The sequence below is a fragment of the Flavivirga rizhaonensis genome (assembly GCF_004791695.1).
Taxonomy (GTDB): Bacteria; Bacteroidota; Bacteroidia; order Flavobacteriales; family Flavobacteriaceae; genus Flavivirga; species Flavivirga rizhaonensis.
In genome coordinates this window covers 280,591-300,249 of sequence record NZ_SRSO01000001.1, presented here as the reverse complement: position 1 = coordinate 300,249, position 19,659 = coordinate 280,591, and the positions used below count along the sequence as shown (strand labels likewise).

Here is a 19,659-nt window from a genome sequence, read left to right as displayed (position 1 = left end):
TTCGCAATGACATATATAAAACGTCTTGCTTTTTGGCTTATTGTTTACTTCTTGCTCTCCTCTAGTTCTTGCTCTTTCTTTAGCTCTTCTTGACTTATTATTTGCTTTACTTCTACAATTTCTAAATCATCATATTTAACCAAATACACTGTATTGTTGTAATACCCTCCAAAAAGCTTCTTTTTATAGGCAAATTTATTTTCGACATATTCGGTAAGCGGCGCCTCATTAACAGACATATATATATCTTCTGAAGACACTAAACGCAAGACAACATCCATGGTTAAATCGAAACCTTTTACAGCTCTATTATTTGGCGTGATATTATAAATTTGATTATATCTTTTCACAAAGGCATTATTACCATTTTCGTTATACGCTCTAGACATGGTAGCAAAATGAAATTGTAACTCAGACAAATGTGTATTATCCACTTCATCATCTTTAAAGGCAGAATTAATATTAGTTGTAACTAATACAATCTCTATAGCCTCTTTCTTTTCTTGAATATTCTCTTCTTGAATTAAAGCTGCCAAAATACTGGTTACATTCGAAACGAATCCAGCATCTTGAGTTTCTAAAAACACGATATTTTTCCCTGGTTTTAGCTCATCTTGAATATCTCCTTTATTCACATAGTATTTATCTACCCCTTCTTTATCTTTTCTAGAGAGTATTTGCTTTGCAAAATTAAACTCGCGTTTAATATCATCTGAAACAGGTTTATTTTTAGTATCTGAGATCACAATAATATTACTGGCCAAAGTATCTGCTTTTACAAAATTTATGACCCGCTTTTTTAACAAATCATTAGATGGTCTTGATTGAAATACGTTATTATATAATTTTAAGTTTGTTCCTATTGGAGAGATAACAGGCGTATTATACTTTTTCAATTCTGAGGCTACCTCTTCAAAATTATCAGGAGTTAACGGACCAATAACCGCATCAACATTTTCAAAGTTATTGCGATCCATTATATGCTTTACTTCACCTAGTTCATATTTAGTATCGTATACATCTACTTTAAGAGAAACTCCTAATTTTTTTAAAGAATCTATAGCCATTAAAACCCCTGAGTGAAAATCTAGCGAAGCATCTAAATAAGGGTCTTTTTCAATACTTTTTTTAATGTCTGATGCAGAATCAAAATCCACGTGATTCAACCTAAAAGGCAGCATAACAACTATATGTTTTGTGTTAAAATCGGCTATGCTATCTACTAAATTAACCTTAATAGCATCTTGCCCTATAATGCTTTCTGGCAAACTAGAATATGGTATTTTTAACACCATGCCTACTTTTAATCCACCATCTTTTAAAACAGGGTTCAAAGTTTCTAATGCTTCTTGCTCCAAACCTAATTTAAGTTTTAGCCTATAAAACCCCTCTTTAGGTAATACTTTATAATAACTATATTTTTCATCTATTTCCTTCTCTTCTTCATCTCCTATATTTGGCACATTTAGTACCTGACCTTCTTGTAAAACGTCTCCCATTTCAGGATTAAGTTCTTCAAGCTCCTTAACTGTTATTCCAAATTTATAAGCAATACGCCATTTCCCTTCTTTGGGGAGTACAGTATATGTTTTGGTAAGTTTATTTGCTTCTTCTACTTCTGTTACTTTGAATATTGGAATTTGAAGTTTATCTCCTTTTCTTAAAGGTTCTGCGTATAAAAATGTATTGTGTTTTTTAATCTCCTCTATAGTCACATTATACTTTTGCGATAAACTATAAAGCGTTTGTCTTTTTTTGGTTCTATGCTTTTTATAGCCTTCTAATTCTTTAACGGTAGTTACTTTAGGGGGTAATACTTTAGATTTTGGAATAATTAAAACCGAATTAACTCTTAACTCTTTTTGAGCATCAGGATTTAAACCATAAATATCTGATGGTGTTACCAAGTATTTCTTTGCAATACTTTCAATGGTTTCTCCTTGTTTAACCTTATGAGCGCTATAATTTTGAGCTTGAGCTGTACCAAAACTAAATAATAGTAATAGGCATAAAACGAAAAGGGATTTATTCATGTAATCTATTTTTAAATTGCGTTAAAGGGGTCAGTCCCGCGATTTTAATCAGAGTAAAACCACCCTTTCTTTTTTAGAATACATATAGTATGCCAAAAAAGAAAGGACATAACAGTTTTCAACCTGACAATACTTTTTTTGAACTCTCCTAATTTATATACGGTTAGTTATAATAACCAAGATGATTTCAAAAATTAAATATAGTCTATAAATAATATAACATCCAACTTAATGATACTATTTTGAATTATTCAGACTATTCAAAATGGGGTTTTATTCCCATTCTATAGTGGCTGGTGGTTTCGAACTAATGTCATAAACTACTCTATTAACGCCTTTAACCTTATTTATTATATCGTTTGATGTTTTTTGTAGAAATTCATAAGGTAAATTCACCCAATCGGCAGTCATACCATCCGTACTTTCTACGGCTCTAAGCGCTACGCATTTTTCATACGTACGCTCGTCTCCCATTACTCCAACACTGTTAACAGGCAGCAACATAGCACCAGCTTGCCAAACATTGTCATATAAATTCCATTCTTTTAAACCATTTATAAAAATAGCATCCACTTCTTGCAAAATACGCACTTTTTCTGCGGTAATATCTCCTAGAATGCGAATCCCTAATCCCGGTCCAGGAAATGGATGACGTCCTAAAAGTTCTGGATCAATCCCTAGAGTAGCTCCTACCCGTCTTACTTCATCTTTAAAAATAGCTCTTAGTGGTTCTACGATTTTAAGTTTCATGAAATCTGGTAAACCGCCTACATTATGATGACTTTTTATAGTCGCTGAAGGACCTCCATTTACAGAAACACTTTCAATAACATCTGGGTAAATAGTACCTTGCGCTAACCATTTTACATCCTCTAGTTTGTGAGCTTCATCATCAAAGACTTCAATAAACGCATTTCCTATGGCTTTACGTTTTTTCTCAGGGTCTTCAATTCCTGCTAAAGCATCCAGAAAACGTTGTGAGGCGTCAACTCCTTTTACATTAAGCCCCATACCTTTATATTGATCTAAAACATTTTGGAATTCGTTTTTACGAAGCAATCCGTTGTTTACAAAAATGCAATACAGGTTTTTACCTATCGCTTTGTTAAGTAAAACGGCCGCTACTGTGGAATCTACACCTCCAGAAAGTCCGAGTACAACTTTACCATCTCCTACCTTCTCTTGAATAGCTTCAACGGTTTCTTCAACAAAAGAGTCCGGTGTCCAATCTTGGTTAAGTCCAGCTATTTTTACTAAAAAGTTTTCTAATATTTTTTTTCCGTCTGTTGAATGATATACTTCTGGGTGAAATTGAATCGCATACGTTTGCTCGCCTTCAATTCTATATGCTGCATTTTCAACATCATGTGTACTTGCTATTAAAACACTTCCTGTTGGTAGTTCTTTAATCGTATCACTATGACTCATCCAAACCTGACTCCCTGAGCTAACATTTTCGAAAAACTTCTCTTCAGATTTTATAAATGATAAATTAGCTCTACCATATTCTCTCGTACTTGAAGGTGCTACTTTACCACCTGAAAAGTGTGCTAAATATTGCGCACCATAGCATACTCCCAAAAGAGGTTTCTTACCTCGTATTTGCGATAAATCTGGATGTAACGCTTCTTCTCCTCTTACTGAGTATGGGCTACCAGAAAGTATAATAGCTTTATAGCTTTCTAAATTTATTGGAATCTTATTGAATGGGTGTATTTCGGAGTAAATGTTGAGTTCCCTAACTCGACGGGCAATAAGTTGTGTATATTGCGATCCGAAGTCTAAAATTAGTACCTTGTCATGTTGCATGCGCAAAAGTAATAATTGATTTTAGAATGACGAATTATGACTATCGATTTTTTTAAAATTTTATACCATAGAATCTAAAATCATTTTTATATCCTTTTCTGTTGTATCTGGATTGATAAAACAAAAACGAGAAACAGTCTCAAAAGTATCTCCTGTTTTCCATTTTGTAGGTGTTACAAGCGCAAAACCTTTTCTATGATTTTCGTAAGTCCAATTCGTATAATCTTCTGGCTTCCATCCTACTCTTCTATATAAGACACAGGACAAACTTGGCTCTCTAACCAATTCTACATTAGGATCTTCGGTAATGAGCTTCCCTGCTATCTGAGCTAACTCAATTCCTCGCTCTACAGCTTCTTTATATCGATCTGTCCCATGAGTGGCTAACGAAAACCATAAAGGTAAACCTCTTACGCGACGCGTTAATTGTATTTGGTAATCGGTTGGGTTAAAACCATCAGCGCCTTCATCTTTAAAAATATCGAGATACGATCCTTCTTGTGAATGTGCTTCCTTAGCTAATTCCGGGTTTTTATAAATAACAGCTCCACAATCATAGGGAGAAAACATCCATTTATGCGGGTCTATGGTAATACTATCTGCTTTTTCAATACCATGAAACAAATGCCTAACAGAGTCAGCCGCTAAGGCTCCTCCACCATAGGCCGCATCCACATGAAACCATAAATTCTCTTTTTCGCAAATATTGGCGATACCTTCTAAATCATCAATAATACCTGCATTTGTTGTTCCTCCTGTTGCTACCACAGAAAATAACCGCTTACGTTGTTGTTTGGTTAAGCCCTTAATAGTATGCTGTAATTCTTCTCCATGCAATCTATCTTCCGTATCTACCAACAACACATCCACATCAATAACCTTCGCCATAGCTTTAATGGAAGAATGCGCTCCTATAGAAGTAATAATAAGTCCTTTTTCTCCTTTAAAAGCATCATTTTTCCTCCAATATTCCCGAGCTGTTACCATTGCTGAAAGGTTTGCTGCCGTACCTCCACTCGTAAATACACCAAATGCACTATCTGGTAAGCCTGTTAAAGATACAATCCATTTCATGGCTTCATTTTCACAGAAAATACCACCAGCACCTTCCATCCAATATGCCCCATGAATACTAGAAGCAGAGGTTACTAAATCGAACATGATGGATGCTCTGGTTGGTGATGCAGGCACAAATGCTAAATGCCTTGGATGATCTATCGGCACCGTTGCTTTCATTAAATATTTTTTCCACAAATTAAAAGCATACTCACCTCCAATACCTTTATCGGTAATCGTTTCCCCTACCAGCTCTTTAAGTTTGGCTTCACTTTTTGGTTTCCCTATTTTACTTTGCGTTGCAGAAAGTCTATCAATAGCATATTTCATGACATCCATAGTCATTTCAACCAATTCAATATCAATTTTGTGCATTTATTAAAGATTTAGTATTAAGAATTCATCTTTTAAAGGGTCTAGATTTTTTATAAGATTAGGAATGAGTTCCTGACCATATTCTAAATAAAACTCAGAGAAATTAGTATTTCGTTCTTGTAAACTTTGACTAGGGAACAATTGCTCTTGCAACTCGGTTATTCTGGACACTTGATCTGCCAAGGTTTTCTTTTGAGCTTTAAGTAATCTTTTTTCTAAATGTTCCAAGCCTTTTAACTGTTTTGCTTCTTGTGCTTTTACAGCTCCAATAAAAGACTTATCTGTTTGCTCTGCTAAGGTGAATAGTTCTTTAAATTGTGCTTCTAAATGCGCTTTCTGAGGTGAAAAGTCAATATCTATATTCGATATCTGCCTTACTTTTTTATTGATAAAAACATCTCGTTTTAAAAAGATATCTTCATTAGAAACATTTAGTCTTTTTAGTTTATCTGCTTGCTCTTTTGTCCGTATTAAAACTGAGTTGCGCAATAACAATATAGGAAATGGAACATTAACAGTGTTAAAGAATTGTTTTAATTGAAACCAATAAGCTAACTCACCACCTCCGCCTATGTAGCATAGATTAGGTAATATTACTTCTTGATATAATGGACGCATAATCACATTTGGAGAAAATCGTTCTGGATGCTCCAAAAGTTCCTTTTGTATATCGCTTTTGCTCCAATTAATTTCTGTATTCAATACTTTATAAACGTCATCTTCAAAAACGATCCGCTCTCTTAAGTTTTCTTTTAAATAGAATACATTAATCTCCCTTGGATTCACTTGAATATTGTATTCTTTAGAAAGATTTTTATTTGTTCCTGAAACAGATTTAAAAGATGTCTGATTCAACAATTCATCTTCTATATAAGGTGCGAATTGTTTTTTTAGGTCAGTATCATTAGCATCAATAATAACTAAACCATAATCTTTAAATAGCTCATTAGCCAAATAACGTGTGGCATCTGCTAAATTAGTATGCTTTAAGTAAGCATTGTTAAATAAATCTCTTAAGTAATCAGCATTTTTACTAATTCCTAATGCTTTTGAATATAAATTAAATACGTCATCTAAGCCTTCTAGCGATAATTCCCCTACCGCACCTTGCGATTCTCTATTCCACTGTACTTTCCTGCCTTTAAAATTGAAATAATTAATCTCATCAAAATCATGATCCTCTGTTGCCATCCAATAAACGGGCACAAAATTATATTCAGGATATGTCTCCTTTAATTCCTTAGAAAGATTAATTGCAGAAACTATTTTATATAAAAAGTACAAGGGTCCTGTAAATAAATTAAGCTGATGCCCTGTGGTAATTGTAAACGTATTTTCTAGATTTAGAGTATCAATATTTTGATGTGTTAAATCTGATGTATCAACACCTTTATATTGTTGCTTTAAAGTATTTACTAAAACTGCTCTAGTCTCTACATTAACAGATGAGCTTTTTTCTTTTATCTGATTTTTAAAATTTTCAAGCTTTGGGAAATGATGAACAAACTCCTTCAGTTCATTTTTCTCTTCAAGGTAATCACAAATTAATGATGAAAAATAGCCTGTTTTTTTAAATGAGATACTCTCTACTGACATAGATGTTTTTGAAGATTAGTGGTGTAAAGATACAGATATTCAATTTCGAAATTCTAAAAAATTCGTTAAGAGTTTATTCTTAACCTTGTTTAATACATTGGTCTTTTATATATAGAAAGCATTACAATGAACCTACTCTTAATTCACTCATAACATTAATACGTTTCTATTAATATTTCTGTAACCTTATTAACCTTACAGTAACCCTAAATTAATGTAACAACATTGATGACTTAACAAACTTTAAATGGTCTAATGATAATTTTGAAAATAAATTATAACCAAAAAATATTCTAATTAAAATGAAAAAATTATTAAAACTTTTTTTACTATTAGTAGTTATAACTACTACTGGTTTAACAGTAACAAGCTGCGATATTGAAGATGGTAAAGATGGTAAAGATGGAGTAGACGGTGCGGATGGTGTGGATGGTACTGACGGAACAGATGGTGCAGACGGTAGTGATGCATCCGTTTATTTAACAGCTTCGAAATCTCCAGGCCTATTAAAAGTAACTGGTGATTTTGTGAGTTTAAAAATCACACCAATTTTATCTTCAGAAGATGTCATTCCAAACACTCCTGACTTTGTTTACGGTTCTATGGCAGACGGAGCTGGATTAATTAACAATGGAAATGGGACCTTTACTTTAATTAATAATATTGAAGCAGATTATTCTATTGCTCGTATTATGTTAAACAAAAATTTAAAACCTTACCATGGAGAGTATATCTTAAATGCTGCTGCAACTGCAGAAACTGCACAATGTTCTGGATCATTAATTAGCCCCGAAGAACATGGATTTGGTCCTTTGTACTTGTCTGGAGGAGAATGGGGAGGTGCATCCAAAGGTGTATTTTTAACAGACCCAGCAAAAGATGTTGCTGATGCTAGTACTGGAAAATTATTAAATGCTTTCGGACAGTGGTCTACTGAAAATGCTATTGTTATTGGTAAGGATGCTTACGCCGATAAAACAGTTGCTTTTATTGGAGATGACCATTCTGATAATAGCGTACCTTCTGGTCAATTAGGGATGTACGTTGGTAACAGGGGCGATCTTGAAGGTGGTAAATTATATGGACTAAAAGTTACTACTTCTGAAATCGATTTTGAAGTAGACATGGTTGAAGGTACTGAATACGATGCTGAATTTATTGAACTAACAGAAAGAGAAATTGCAGCCTTAGACGCAGAAGCAAAAGCTAAAGGTGTTATGGGCTTCTCTAGATTAGAAGATATCGATTGGAGAAGAGGTTCTGCTTCAAACCAAAAAGAAGTTTACTTTGCTGTAACTGGTAGGGACAAACCAGATTTAGTTGGAAAAGGAACTATTTTAGGTAGAATTTACAAAGTTGTATTAAACGATACCGACCCAACTGGAACTTGTAAAATTACTTGTGTATTAGATGGTGATAAAGTTGGTGGTAAAGCTGAAGGATTCCACTCGCCTGATAACATTTTAGTAACTGAGAACTACGCATATATCCAAGAAGATCCAAACGGATATTTAGACACTGCTGTTAATGGTTTTGCTAAATTATATCAATACAATTTAAACACTGGGGATATAAAGACTGTTTTAGAGTGTGACCAAAATAGAGCTGCTAGTTTAGGTTATGGTACCATTAATAGAAACTGGGAAATTACTGGCATGATAGATGTTACAGATGTTGTTAATAACGGAGATAACACATTCTTACTAATAACTCAAAATCACGGGTGGGAGCCTGCTGATGGAACTTCATTTACAGACCCAAAAGCTAATCCAGACTTAGCAAACAGAAAAGAAGGATCTATGTTATACTTAATCAAAGGCTTAGACAGATAATCTCATGAACATATATTTGAATTTTATATTCAGAGCTAAGACATATACTTTAAGTGTATGTCTTTTGCTTTTAAGTATTTCTTGTATTAATAAAGAAAAAAACAATACAGAAGAAACTATTACAAAAACAGATAAACTAGAGAAGCTATATAGTAACCACCTTGTTATGGCTTACAAATACTTAGATAGCATTGATATTACAAATAACAATGATACCAACAAGAAGTACTATATAAATTCAAGAACGTACTTTAAAAAGAGTGAACCTATACTATCATACATAGAAAAAGAAAACTACAAATCTTTAAACTCCCCAAACTTAATACGAATCCAAGAAGAAGATCCGACAGATATCAAAATAAACCAACCCATAGGATATCAAGTTATAGAAGAGAATTTATTTTCTGAATCAATGGATACTTTAGCTTTATCCAGAGCCCTAAAAGTAACAAGTAGTAGACTTAAATTAATAGAAAACAATATTGACTTAAATTTTAAAGATTATCATGTATTATGGCTTGCAAGAGACGCTATAGTTAGAATTGCTTCAACTGGCTTATCTAATTTTGATTCTCCAATATTAGGAGCTTCATTAAACGAATCTGGATATGTTTTGAGTACATTAAATGACGTTTTTACCATTTACCAAAACAATTTTAAAAATAAAGACCTCCTCCAAAAATGGAAAACAGAATTAATAAACTCCCAGAAAACACTAAATACAGATTTTGACAGCTTAGATAGATATGAGTATATTAAAAATCATACGAATAAACAATTAGAACTCTTAAAAGCAATACAAGAAGATTGGAGTATAGAATTTCCGTTCGAATTAGCTTTAAAAAACAATACAACCAGTTTATTCAGTAAGAATACTTTTAACTTAGAATACTTCTCAGACTATAAAAGTGACACCATACATTTAAACACAAAAATTGATCTAGGGAAACAACTATTTAATGATAAAAGGTTTTCTATAAAAAATGATATGTCTTGTGCTACATGCCATATTAAGGAAAAAGCCTTTACGGATGAAAAAATAACTTTTAATAAACATGTAAAAAGAAACACACCAACGCTTACGTATTCAGGTTTACAAAAATCCTTTTTTTTAGATAATCGATCTGGTAGTTTAGAAGGACAAATAGTAGGAGTTGTTACTAATCATGACGAATTTAATGCCGATCTAAAACATATTATCGAGGTCGTAAAACGTGATAAAAACTATTCAAAGGCATTCGACACTCTATATTCAAGAGGTGCAACCGATATGAATATTAGACACTCCATTGCTTCATATGTTAGATCTTTAAATAAATTTAATTCAAAATTTGATAACAACATTAATGGAAAAGAAAATACGCTTACAGAAGTAGAAAAAAAGGGGTTTAACATATTTATGGGTAAAGCTGCATGCGCTACTTGTCATTTTCCTCCATTATTCAATGGCACAGTGCCCCCTAACTTTAGTGAGTCTGAACTCGAAATTATTGGTGTTCCGGATACAAAAGAAAACAAAAAATTAGATGACGATTTAGGTCGGTATAATCTTTTTAAAACAGAGGAACGAAAAGGAGCTTTTAAAACTCCCTCCATAAGAAATATAAAACTTACAACTCCTTATATGCACAATGGTGTTTATGAAACTCTAGAACAAGTCATGGATTTTTATAATAAAGGAGGTGGCTCTGGGTTAGGTTTTAATGTACCACATCAAACATTACCATTTGATAACTTAGATCTTTCTGAAGAAGAAATACAAGCAATTATAGCTTTTATGAGAACACTTACCGATAATCATTTGGATAAAAATGAAGCTTTATAATTTTATTTTAGTTTTAATTTATAGTCCAAAAATGACTATTAATTTAAAAAAAAATCAACAATGAGAAATAAAACACTTAACGAGACAGATTTTTCTTAATTATCAATAAAAAACCAGAGATTTTACCGATTAACGGCATATATAAAGTGTTAAAAATTAATAAAACGAAAATATTTGTGCTTTTTTTTGTATCTTTTTGGTTAAAATCAATATATCATGATAAGAGCTATATCCCTGACATTAAGAGTCTTTAGTCTACTTTTAGTTTTTAGCTTTTCTACTGTAACAGCACAAGACAAGCCATTTGTAAAGGAGATTAAAGGAGAAGTTATTGACCAAAAAACTAAAGATGCTTTGGTTTTTTCAGACATCGTTATTGCTGATTCTAATATTAGTACTGTGACTAACACCGACGGTAAATTTCTATTAAAAATACCTGAAACCTTATTAAATGGTACTTTAATTATTTCTCATTTAGGTTATGAGAAACAAGAAATTAAAATTTCAACCATAGAAAACAAAATAAAAATAGCACTAACTCCTGCCATTACAGAATTAACGGCTGTAGAGATTGACACATACAGTGATGCCAAAACACTTTTAGAAGCCACACTTAAGAAAAAAAGTGAACTATATAATAACAACAATACATTAATGACGGCTTTCTATAGAGAAACTATAAAAAAGAGAAAAAGAAACGCTTCCTTATCTGAAGCTATTGTGCAAATACATAAACGTCCTTATGACACCTATAAAAGAGACGCTATAGAGCTTATTAAATCAAGAAAAAAAACAGATTATACGAGACTTGATACATTAGCCGTAAAATTACAAGGAGGCCCTTTTAGTAATTTGTATACCGATATCATTAAATATCCAGAATATATTTTCACTAATGAAAATATCCCTTTTTATGATTTTAGTTTTGACACATCAACTCGAATAAACAAAAACTTGGTTTATGTTATTAATTTTAAACAAAAACCAACAGTTGCCACGCCTCTATACTATGGTAAACTTTATATTGATGCTAAAACCTTAGCACTCACAAATGCTGTTTATAGTTTAAATGTTGAGAACAAACAACTAACCAGTGAGATGTATGTACGCAAAAAACCTGGGTCTGCTATTGTTTACCCAACCCAAGCTAATTATAGAGTTAACTACAGAACTAAAAATGGCAAATGGCATTATGCATATAGTAATATTTCATTAAGCTTTAAAGTTAAATGGCCGAGAAAATTATTTAATAATGTTTACACATTAAATAGTGAAATGGCTATTACCGATTGGAGGATTAAAGATGAAGATATTGAAAGACCTAGAAACAAAATGATACGTCCAACAACCATTTTAGCCGATGCAACTTCTGGTTTTTCCGACCCAAAATTCTGGGGAGTATATAATATTATAGAACCCGAAAAATCAATAGAATCTGCCATAAAGAAAATTCAAAAACAATTAAAAAAAGCTAAAGAAAGCAAGAGGAAAAACAACCAAGAAACAATCAAGGCATAACATTGTTCTGTTACCGTTCTATTTATAAATTCTAAAAAACCTTTTCTTAAATAAAAAGAAAGGGTTTTTATTTTATTTTGCTACAGAAAACAGATGAATAGTCGAAACCTATCCATTTACAAATGTTTGGATTCTTATGTAAGAAATAATTAATTATTGCTTTTTAAATGTATTAGGATATCTTTTCTCAAATGATTTCCATAAAGTTGGTAGATACTCTCCAGAATTCATTTTCCTAATAGTTTCAATAGGATTATTTACAATGGCCTCAACTTCTGGAAACAACTTTAAATTGACATTTCTATTTTTAAAATTCTCTTTTAATTGATTCATTGAGATTTCAAAAATGTAACCATATTCAGAGATCCATTCTTTAAATTCTGTGTCAGTTAATTTAACTGAAGTAATTGATTTAGCAGGCAATTCATCTTGAGTATCAACTAAAACTTCATTATCATCTGTATCAACAGATTCACCTTGTAGCTTTTTTAGAATAAGATTTAACTGATTCTTTATTTCTTTAATTTCTTTTTCTTGTTCTAATACTTTTAAAGCTAAATCATTGGTATTAATACCAATAGCCACATTTATATAACCAAAAGCTTCATTTCTTGAAGCCTCCCAGGCAACACCTAGAATAGATCGATAATCATTAACCTCCATATTTTTAGGTGATACTGCTATACCTGTACCATCATTATTTCCTGATGGTAAAATATAATCTCCTATATTCACTTTCCCTACAACTCGAACTGGTACTTGCCCTAAAAAAGCTACTTTTTCAAAATTATCTTCATGTTCTTTAATCATATTTCCCAATACAATAGGGTTTGTAGAAATAACCATGATATGATGAGCCTCATCTGTATTTTTACTAATCTTCCCTCCTTTTACTCCTACGATATCTCCTTTGGCAAAAATTTCTGTACGATTTTCCTTTTCTAACCATTCAGCATAATCAGCTCCTCCAGATTCGTAAGATACACCAACATTATTTTCTGCTGCTACTGTTAGTTCAATCCATTTTGCTCCCAGAACAAAATTGTTAACCAACATAACACCAGCTTCTGCAACATCCAACTGTGTTCCACAAGCTATCTGTTCTGCTAAGGTAAAAGCCTGTTCTAAACCTGCCATGGCTTCATCCCAAATAAATCTAAAGCTATTGTGTAGTTCGCTTAATGTTTGTCCTTCAATAGCACCATGAATTCCGGAAGCATCCCTAAAAGTTACAAAGTTTTTACTCGTGTTCCTTCCTCCATTTACTTGAACAACCATACCTTGGTCACTTCCTCTTACAATTAACGGGTAAGCATTATTACTGGATTGCCCTCCAGTAAGGGAAGCATCTATAATAACTTGTCCATTCAAATTACTAACTCCAGATGCTGTTAACGTATTTAGATTTGAATTTTGAGCCACATTTATATTCTGAAAATTACCGTCCTGAAACGTAGACGTTCCTTGCACTATTAAATCTCCCGAAAGGTTTGTAGGTGCGCCGTTATTAACGAATAATGCACTGTTTAAGTTCGTAATACCATCAACTGTTAAATCTGAATACAATTGTGTATCGCCACCAACTTCTAATTCGCCATCAAAAGCAACGACACCTTCTACAGTTAAATCGCCCGTTAATAAAGTCGGACTAGCATTATTTACATTTAATGAGCTATTTAAGTTAGTGTTTCCATCAACATCTAAAGTAGACGTAGCAATAATTTCACGATGCCTCACATACGGAATGTACGTTAATTCCTGATAACTGAATTCTACCATACCATTGCCATTATTCAAGTCTATTTCTACTCTTAAAAACTTTGAATTATTCCAATAAATCTGATCGAATGTTCCAATATTAGGTGTCCCTTTTCCAATAACCAAATTAATCATACCATAAGGGTCGGTTATTGTGCTATGTATTTCTTGATATTCGGAACTACCAGTATCATCAACAATTGTAAACCTAACTTGTAAATCTGTATTTGGCAAATTATTAGACGGTATATCTACACCTGGTATTTCCTGTGGATTATTATCAATAATGACGGCTTGATAAGTAATACCATCTGTTTGAGAAAAACTTAAAAAATAAAAAAAAGTTAATATGAGGGTTAAAAATATTTTTTTCATAAGTTCATTATATTTAAAAATCACAATTGCAGTTTGGCAGATTTATAATAAATCCAATTCCAAATTGGTGTGCATTTAAGTTTAATTTTTCTGCGCTAATACCGCTATTGAGCAATACCGTTTTTCCGTAAGTATAATTAGCAAAAATGGCAGTATTATTAGAAATAGGATACTGTACCCCAAAGCCACCTTTAATAAAAAATATATTGTTATTAAATTCATCTTCACCAACTAAATTATACACTTGATTGTTTATGGTTTGATTTCCTCTGATTAAAAACTCTGAAGCTATGGCCCCCTTTAAATAGAACGAGAAATCTCGTAGTTGAAACATATGTAGATCTAAACCTGCTTTAATTCCTAAATAACTAACATCCCACTCAAAATAATTATCCAACCTATTATCACTTCCTATGGCACCATAGCTAGAATACGAAGCTCCTATAGACAAAAACAATGTTTTTGCACTATTAATATTGTCTCTATATCCCATACCTATATAGGATTTAGATTGAGATAAAAGATTATCTAAAGACTCACCTTGCGAATTTTTATAATCGAAAGATGAAACAGTAGTGCCATATTCCACATATAGTTGCTGGCTGAACCCTAAAATACTTGTTGATATAAAAATGAGGCTAATTAATAATTGTCTCTGCATATTAACGCTTAATAATTTTTGATTTTAGTAATTTAGATCGCATGCTTACATGAACCGAATAACTACCTATATTTAAATGATCTAAATTCAAAACAATTGATTGCATTGGGTTATACCTTTGGTTTAAAACAATTCTACCTAGAACATCTCTAACCGTAACTTGTAATATATCTATAACAGGTTCTTTAAATTTAATTTGAACCTCTGAAGAAAATGGATTCGGAAAAATAACTGCTTTAAAATCTGCATTAAAACCATTAACAACTATAGAAGCAGAAACAGGTTGCAAATACCCCTGTCTTAGAGAATAATTATTAGCTTCATAAGTATTAATAATACTAGCTTGTCCTATACTTTCAATAATATAATAGCTTTTATTATTTGTGTAAACTACATGTGAAGACCCCTGGCTCGCCAAAGTTTGCTTTCGTAGCATTTGGGCATTACCAAAATAAAAAGCAAATACAAAAGCAATGAAAAAAATATAATTTTTTATCATATAATGTGGTTAGCGGGGCTAATCTAATTTGTAACTAATTATGAAACAAATAAATACTTCAATGTGCACATTTTTTTGACTAAAAATATTTTATGCCTCAAAATTCTTACACACATGACGTAACTAATCTAAAAAACAGCAAACTATCTAATAGAAAACAAAAACAAAAGGTTAAAAAATAGCATCTAAGGATAGCACTAATAACGTATATATGTTTTTAACACACTTATCTAATGAAAAACTTAACCTACCTAATCATTAAGAGTATATTTATTATAGCTCTGGTTTTTACTTTTTCCAATTGTTCTAAGGAGAATAATGATTCTTCAAATTCGATTCACAACCCCCTTGAAAACCCAGAAAATGGTCCTGCAGCAGGTAATCCTAATGGTAATTCATCAATTCCTACAGAAGCTGGCTTAGAAGATATTTCAAATCCTGATGTTGTTGTTGGTGATGGTACTCCAGAAAGCTGTACTTGCGAAGCCGTTGTAAATGCTGTAGCACAGGGAGGTAAAATAGTTTTTGATTGTGGACCTAACCCACACACAATAGTAATGGATAAACCTGCCAAAGTATTTAATAATGTGAATCCTGATGTTATTATTGATGGAGGGGGATTAATTACTTTAAGCGGCAATGGAAGCACACGTATTTTATATATGAATACTTGCGATCTGGATCAGGTATGGACAACAGATCATTGTCAAAATCAAGATCATCCAAGACTTACCGTACAGAATATTACTTTTGCTGATGGAAATTCTACATCTGAAACCGAGTATACTGGAGGTGGTGCTATATGGGTTCGTGGCGGACGATTTAAAGTAGTAAACTCACGTTTTTTTAATAATATATGTGCCAGCGAAGGACCAGATGTTGGTGGTGGAGCTATTCGGGTTTTTAGTCAATACAATGATCAACCAGTCTATATTGTAAATACTACTTTTGGTGGTGCTGAGGGGTATGGGAATGTTGGTGCTAATGGTGGTGGTATAAGCAGCATAGGTGTATCCTGGACGGTTATAAATAGCCTTTTTTCTCATAACAGAGCTATTGGTAATGGCGGAAACCCAGCACAAGCAGGCACTCCCGGAGGTGGCAGCGGTGGCGCTATTTACAATGATGGAAATACTATGACTTTAAGAGTATTTGGTACTCGCATTGAAGAAAACGAAGTCAACGCCTTTGGTTCCTCTATTTTCTTTGTTAGCAATGACCATTCTGGAAATATCATTATAGACAATTCCATCATACAAAATAATATTGGAGGGTCTTGGTATCCCGCTTTTCCAAGTATTTCAATGCATGCAGATACGCCTATTGCGGTAACAAATTCCACTATAGAATAGTATTTTTAGAGTTTAGAGTAAAAAATAAAGAGGCTACCTAAACACTAACTACCTGTACTGAAAATCCGCCCACCTGATGGACAGGTAAGCGAAGTAATTGAGAAACATATAAATAACTGCTACTTTATCTTTGATACTATATTATTCGTTATTCATATACTATTTTTTTTGTTTACAAATTGGATAGCTTCGGTTGTAGTATAATATTTTACGATCATATTGGGAACTTCCCACTCAGGCATAGTATTGGATTCTAAATATTCTAAAAAGTTCTTTGTTACTTGCCCAAAATGTGCCTCGTGTCCGATTTTATATTTTTCAGGTATTATAACAGCATAAGTTAGCTCATCAACAGATTTTAATTCTAGTCCTTGATATTTATCTGCCAAAGTAACCGATAATGCTTTGTTTAATTGTTTCTGAAGATTAATTTTATCTGTTTTATTCTTTAGTTTAATATAAAGTTGTGGTTTAAAATTTTCTTTTTTCCCTTGTTTAATAATTAAATTGGAAAGTGTGCCTCTCATTATACTATAGTGCGTATCTCCTGTACCTTCAGGAGCTTCAAAATTCCAAATAACAGAAGTTTTGGCTACCTTTCCTTTAATTTTATAAAGAATAGAACCATTGCAATAAATTTTAAGCTGATCACCAACCACATCTTTCTTTAAAAAGTCAGGAAAAGTGGTTGCCCCTGTAACTTTTTCAAACATTTCTTTATCTAAAGTAGTAGCCCAACGTTTGGCATCCAATATTTCTAAATCAGATTTTTTTAAGGTTTGATTTGGGAAAGCCTCCCATTGAATTAGATCTACTAAATGTGTTGAAACATCATTTAAACCTTCACCACGTTGTTTAGTATCAAAAAACCAAGTGGGCCTTGTCAATGGCTTTCCAGCAACATTTTTGGAAAAATGATGTACACTTTCTTTGGTAATAGCCGGCTTTTGTGGTGTACCCTCAATTAAAGTCCCAAAAATCTCGGGAATCATTGAAAGTTCTCTTTGCAGGATGGTAGTAATTTCAAATCGTTCGGTCATTACGTCATAAATCAATAGATTTTTAGATTCAGCTGTTTTAAAGGCTTCTTCTAAAGCTAAAAACCCTTCTGGGTTTATTACTAAAGGTTTGTCTCCATAAACATTAATTCCTGCATCAATAGCTGCCTTGATATAATCTATCTTACGATTATTTTTACCTGAGACCACCATAACGTTTCCCTTATGATCAACAATCATTTTTTGCAGAAAATCATCGCCACTATAGACCTGTTCTGTCCAATTTGTGGGATTTTTTTCTCGACTGTTAAAACCGTCAATTAATTTTAAATGATTCTTAATATCATCCCCAGCAGGAGCATAAACATAAACCGTATCATTAACCTGATTATACATAGATTTTTGAACCAGAGCAGCATGAAAATGCCCTGGATCTAGGGTAATTAAGGTAATTTTCTTATTAGTTTGCAAACTATCTACTTTAAGATCCATATCAGATTGTTTTGCACCTTTTTTATTACATGCGAGAAATAACAAACTTAAAATTAAACTATATTTAAAATTCTTCATTGATTATAAACCTTTTATATAATTTACGCCGTAAGGACTTCTTTGTGATCGTGTTAACATGCTGTTTGCTTCTTCATCATTAATAAATTTTTCTGTTTTAGGATTCCAATTTAACTTTCTTTCTAATTTCATGGAAATATGTGTAATTAAACAAATAGAACAAGCCCTGTGCCCCATTTCAACGGGAGATATCGGAGGCTTTCTGCTTTCTATGCAATCTAACCAGTTACCATGCTGTTCGTCGCTTTTATACAAATGTATTTCATCAGATCCTATAACAGAAGCCAATATTTTTGGATCGCTGGCATCTAATGCTTTTGAACTTTTGGCTGCCGCCACTGGGTCAGAAGCTGAAGCTGTATAAGCTCCTCTTGAAACAAATATCCAACCATCAGTACCTATATATTTAATACCGTTGGTGTAACCTCCACTACTAGTGTACATAGTTATGCCGTTTTCATATTCTGCTTTTGACGTAAAATCACCATGAACATTCCAAAATCCTGATTTTGGGAACTCCGCTATGGCTTGCACAGAAACAGGACCTGTTAATTCGGTATCCATACCCCAAGCGGCAGAATCGTAATGATGTTGACCCCATCCGCTAATCATGCCTGCACCAAATTGCTCTAATCTTAACCAACCAGGTCGGCTATAACCTTGTTGCGGATGCACACCAATTTCAGTATAATCCATCAAGGGGGTTTGACCTAACCACATATCATAATTCAAATTTGATGGTACTGGCATTTTAGGAGCTTCTGGACCCGACGGATCACCAGGCAATCCGATTTTTACAGTATGCAATTTACCAATTCTTCCATTTCTAACTAATTCGGCAGCAATCCTAAATTGGGCCATGGAGCGTTGTTGCGTACCAACTTGTAAGATAGTGCCTTTTTTCAGAATGATATCGCTTAAAATTCGCCCTTCTTCTACCGTTAATGAAGTAGGCTTTTGCAAATAAACATCTTTTCCTGCCAAAGCGGCTTCTATGGCAGGTTGTGAATGCCAATGATCTGGTGTGCTAATGACAACAGCATCAATGTCCTTATTCTTCAACATATCCTTATAGTCACCATACATTTTTACATCTACCGTCTTATTCCTACCCGTTTTTTTACTGTAATAGGTTTCAACTAATTTTTTAGCATCTTTCATACGGTTACTGTCTACATCACTAACTGCGATAAGACGAGCATTGTCATATTGCATAACACCAGGCATATCATGACTACGAGCAATACGACCACAACCTATTTGCCCAATGTTTATTTTTTTATTAGCCGTCGTTTTTCCAAATATTCCAGAAGGTAAAATGGTAGGAACTAAAAATGTTGCAGCACTAGCTGCCGATGTTTTTTTGATAAAGTTTCTTCTTTTCATCTTGTTTGATTTAAGA

The 19,659-nt window shown here is 32.9% G+C and carries 13 protein-coding genes; 4 read left to right on the top strand and 9 right to left on the bottom strand.

Going from position 1 to position 19,659, the window contains the following annotated elements; translation table 11 throughout:
* Positions 1 to 44: 44 nt before the first annotated feature.
* The 4 genes from EM932_RS01100 to bshC form a co-directional block, all read right to left on the bottom strand.
* Entirely contained in the window at positions 45 to 2,033 is a 1,989-nt protein-coding gene (locus EM932_RS01100) for a PBP1 and LysM peptidoglycan-binding domain-containing protein (protein WP_135874604.1), read from the bottom strand.
* 273 nt (positions 2,034 to 2,306) lie between these two features.
* Positions 2,307 to 3,842, bottom strand: coding sequence for a glutamine-hydrolyzing GMP synthase (guaA, locus tag EM932_RS01095; protein ID WP_135874602.1), 1,536 nt, complete (start codon positions 3,840 to 3,842; stop codon positions 2,307 to 2,309).
* Between the two features lie 60 nt (positions 3,843 to 3,902).
* A complete protein-coding gene (locus tag EM932_RS01090) occupies positions 3,903 to 5,273 on the bottom strand; it encodes a pyridoxal phosphate-dependent decarboxylase family protein (protein ID WP_135874600.1) in 1,371 nt (456 codons plus the stop codon).
* A 3-nt stretch (positions 5,274 to 5,276) separates the two neighbouring features.
* Complete coding sequence (bshC, locus tag EM932_RS01085; protein ID WP_135874598.1) at positions 5,277 to 6,869, bottom strand: bacillithiol biosynthesis cysteine-adding enzyme BshC; 1,593 nt, start codon at positions 6,867 to 6,869, stop codon at positions 5,277 to 5,279.
* 302 nt (positions 6,870 to 7,171) lie between these two features.
* Between bshC and EM932_RS01080 the strand changes: the two genes are divergently transcribed.
* From EM932_RS01080 to EM932_RS01070, 3 genes are all read left to right on the top strand, one after another.
* On the top strand, positions 7,172 to 8,701 hold the full coding sequence (locus EM932_RS01080) for an alkaline phosphatase PhoX (protein ID WP_135874596.1): 1,530 nt from the start codon (positions 7,172 to 7,174) through the stop codon (positions 8,699 to 8,701).
* Between the two features lie 4 nt (positions 8,702 to 8,705).
* Positions 8,706 to 10,526 (top strand): cytochrome-c peroxidase, encoded by a 1,821-nt coding sequence (locus EM932_RS01075; protein WP_135874594.1) that lies wholly within the window; start codon positions 8,706 to 8,708, stop codon positions 10,524 to 10,526.
* Between the two features lie 216 nt (positions 10,527 to 10,742).
* Positions 10,743 to 12,044 (top strand): carboxypeptidase-like regulatory domain-containing protein, encoded by a 1,302-nt coding sequence (locus tag EM932_RS01070; RefSeq protein ID WP_135874591.1) that lies wholly within the window; start codon positions 10,743 to 10,745, stop codon positions 12,042 to 12,044.
* Positions 12,045 to 12,197: 153 nt separating this feature from the next.
* Here EM932_RS01070 and EM932_RS01065 read toward each other — a convergent pair whose 3' ends face one another.
* Genes EM932_RS01065 through EM932_RS01055 form a run of 3 tightly spaced genes read right to left on the bottom strand, consistent with a single transcriptional unit; the run spans position 12,198 to position 15,337 of the window.
* Positions 12,198 to 14,177 (bottom strand): hypothetical protein, encoded by a 1,980-nt coding sequence (locus tag EM932_RS01065; RefSeq protein WP_135874589.1) that lies wholly within the window; start codon positions 14,175 to 14,177, stop codon positions 12,198 to 12,200.
* 13 nt (positions 14,178 to 14,190) lie between these two features.
* Complete coding sequence (locus tag EM932_RS01060; RefSeq protein WP_135874587.1) at positions 14,191 to 14,838, bottom strand: outer membrane beta-barrel protein; 648 nt, start codon at positions 14,836 to 14,838, stop codon at positions 14,191 to 14,193.
* Position 14,839: 1 nt separating this feature from the next.
* The gene (locus EM932_RS01055) at positions 14,840 to 15,337 is read right to left on the bottom strand and encodes a T9SS type A sorting domain-containing protein (RefSeq protein WP_135874585.1); all 498 of its coding nucleotides are present in this window, start codon (positions 15,335 to 15,337) and stop codon (positions 14,840 to 14,842) included.
* Positions 15,338 to 15,570: 233 nt separating this feature from the next.
* On the opposite strand from EM932_RS01055, the gene EM932_RS01050 reads away from it, so the two are divergent.
* Complete coding sequence (locus EM932_RS01050) at positions 15,571 to 16,689, top strand: hypothetical protein (RefSeq protein WP_211344240.1); 1,119 nt, start codon at positions 15,571 to 15,573, stop codon at positions 16,687 to 16,689.
* Between the two features lie 152 nt (positions 16,690 to 16,841).
* Here the strand turns inward: EM932_RS01050 and EM932_RS01045 are convergent, their stop codons facing one another.
* Both EM932_RS01045 and EM932_RS01040 read right to left on the bottom strand, forming a co-directional pair.
* Positions 16,842 to 18,257 carry a putative oxidoreductase C-terminal domain-containing protein gene (locus tag EM932_RS01045; protein ID WP_135874583.1) on the bottom strand — a complete coding sequence of 472 codons (1,416 nt, stop codon included), beginning with the start codon at positions 18,255 to 18,257 and terminating at the stop codon, positions 16,842 to 16,844.
* A gap of 3 nt (positions 18,258 to 18,260) precedes the next feature.
* The gene (locus EM932_RS01040) at positions 18,261 to 19,643 is read right to left on the bottom strand and encodes a Gfo/Idh/MocA family protein (protein WP_135874580.1); all 1,383 of its coding nucleotides are present in this window, start codon (positions 19,641 to 19,643) and stop codon (positions 18,261 to 18,263) included.
* Between the last annotated feature and the right edge of the window lie 16 nt (positions 19,644 to 19,659).

Coding starts and splice junctions, on each gene's coding strand:
- EM932_RS01100 (WP_135874604.1), bottom strand. CDS start 2,033: ATGAATAAATCCCTTTTCGTTTTATGCCTATTACTATTATTTAGTTTT.
- guaA (WP_135874602.1), bottom strand. CDS start 3,842: ATGCAACATGACAAGGTACTAATTTTAGACTTCGGATCGCAATATACA.
- EM932_RS01090 (WP_135874600.1), bottom strand. CDS start 5,273: ATGCACAAAATTGATATTGAATTGGTTGAAATGACTATGGATGTCATG.
- bshC (WP_135874598.1), bottom strand. CDS start 6,869: ATGTCAGTAGAGAGTATCTCATTTAAAAAAACAGGCTATTTTTCATCA.
- EM932_RS01080 (WP_135874596.1), top strand. CDS start 7,172: ATGAAAAAATTATTAAAACTTTTTTTACTATTAGTAGTTATAACTACT.
- EM932_RS01075 (WP_135874594.1), top strand. CDS start 8,706: ATGAACATATATTTGAATTTTATATTCAGAGCTAAGACATATACTTTA.
- EM932_RS01070 (WP_135874591.1), top strand. CDS start 10,743: ATGATAAGAGCTATATCCCTGACATTAAGAGTCTTTAGTCTACTTTTA.
- EM932_RS01065 (WP_135874589.1), bottom strand. CDS start 14,177: ATGAAAAAAATATTTTTAACCCTCATATTAACTTTTTTTTATTTTTTA.
- EM932_RS01060 (WP_135874587.1), bottom strand. CDS start 14,838: ATGCAGAGACAATTATTAATTAGCCTCATTTTTATATCAACAAGTATT.
- EM932_RS01055 (WP_135874585.1), bottom strand. CDS start 15,337: ATGATAAAAAATTATATTTTTTTCATTGCTTTTGTATTTGCTTTTTAT.
- EM932_RS01050 (WP_211344240.1), top strand. CDS start 15,571: ATGAAAAACTTAACCTACCTAATCATTAAGAGTATATTTATTATAGCT.
- EM932_RS01045 (WP_135874583.1), bottom strand. CDS start 18,257: ATGAAGAATTTTAAATATAGTTTAATTTTAAGTTTGTTATTTCTCGCA.
- EM932_RS01040 (WP_135874580.1), bottom strand. CDS start 19,643: ATGAAAAGAAGAAACTTTATCAAAAAAACATCGGCAGCTAGTGCTGCA.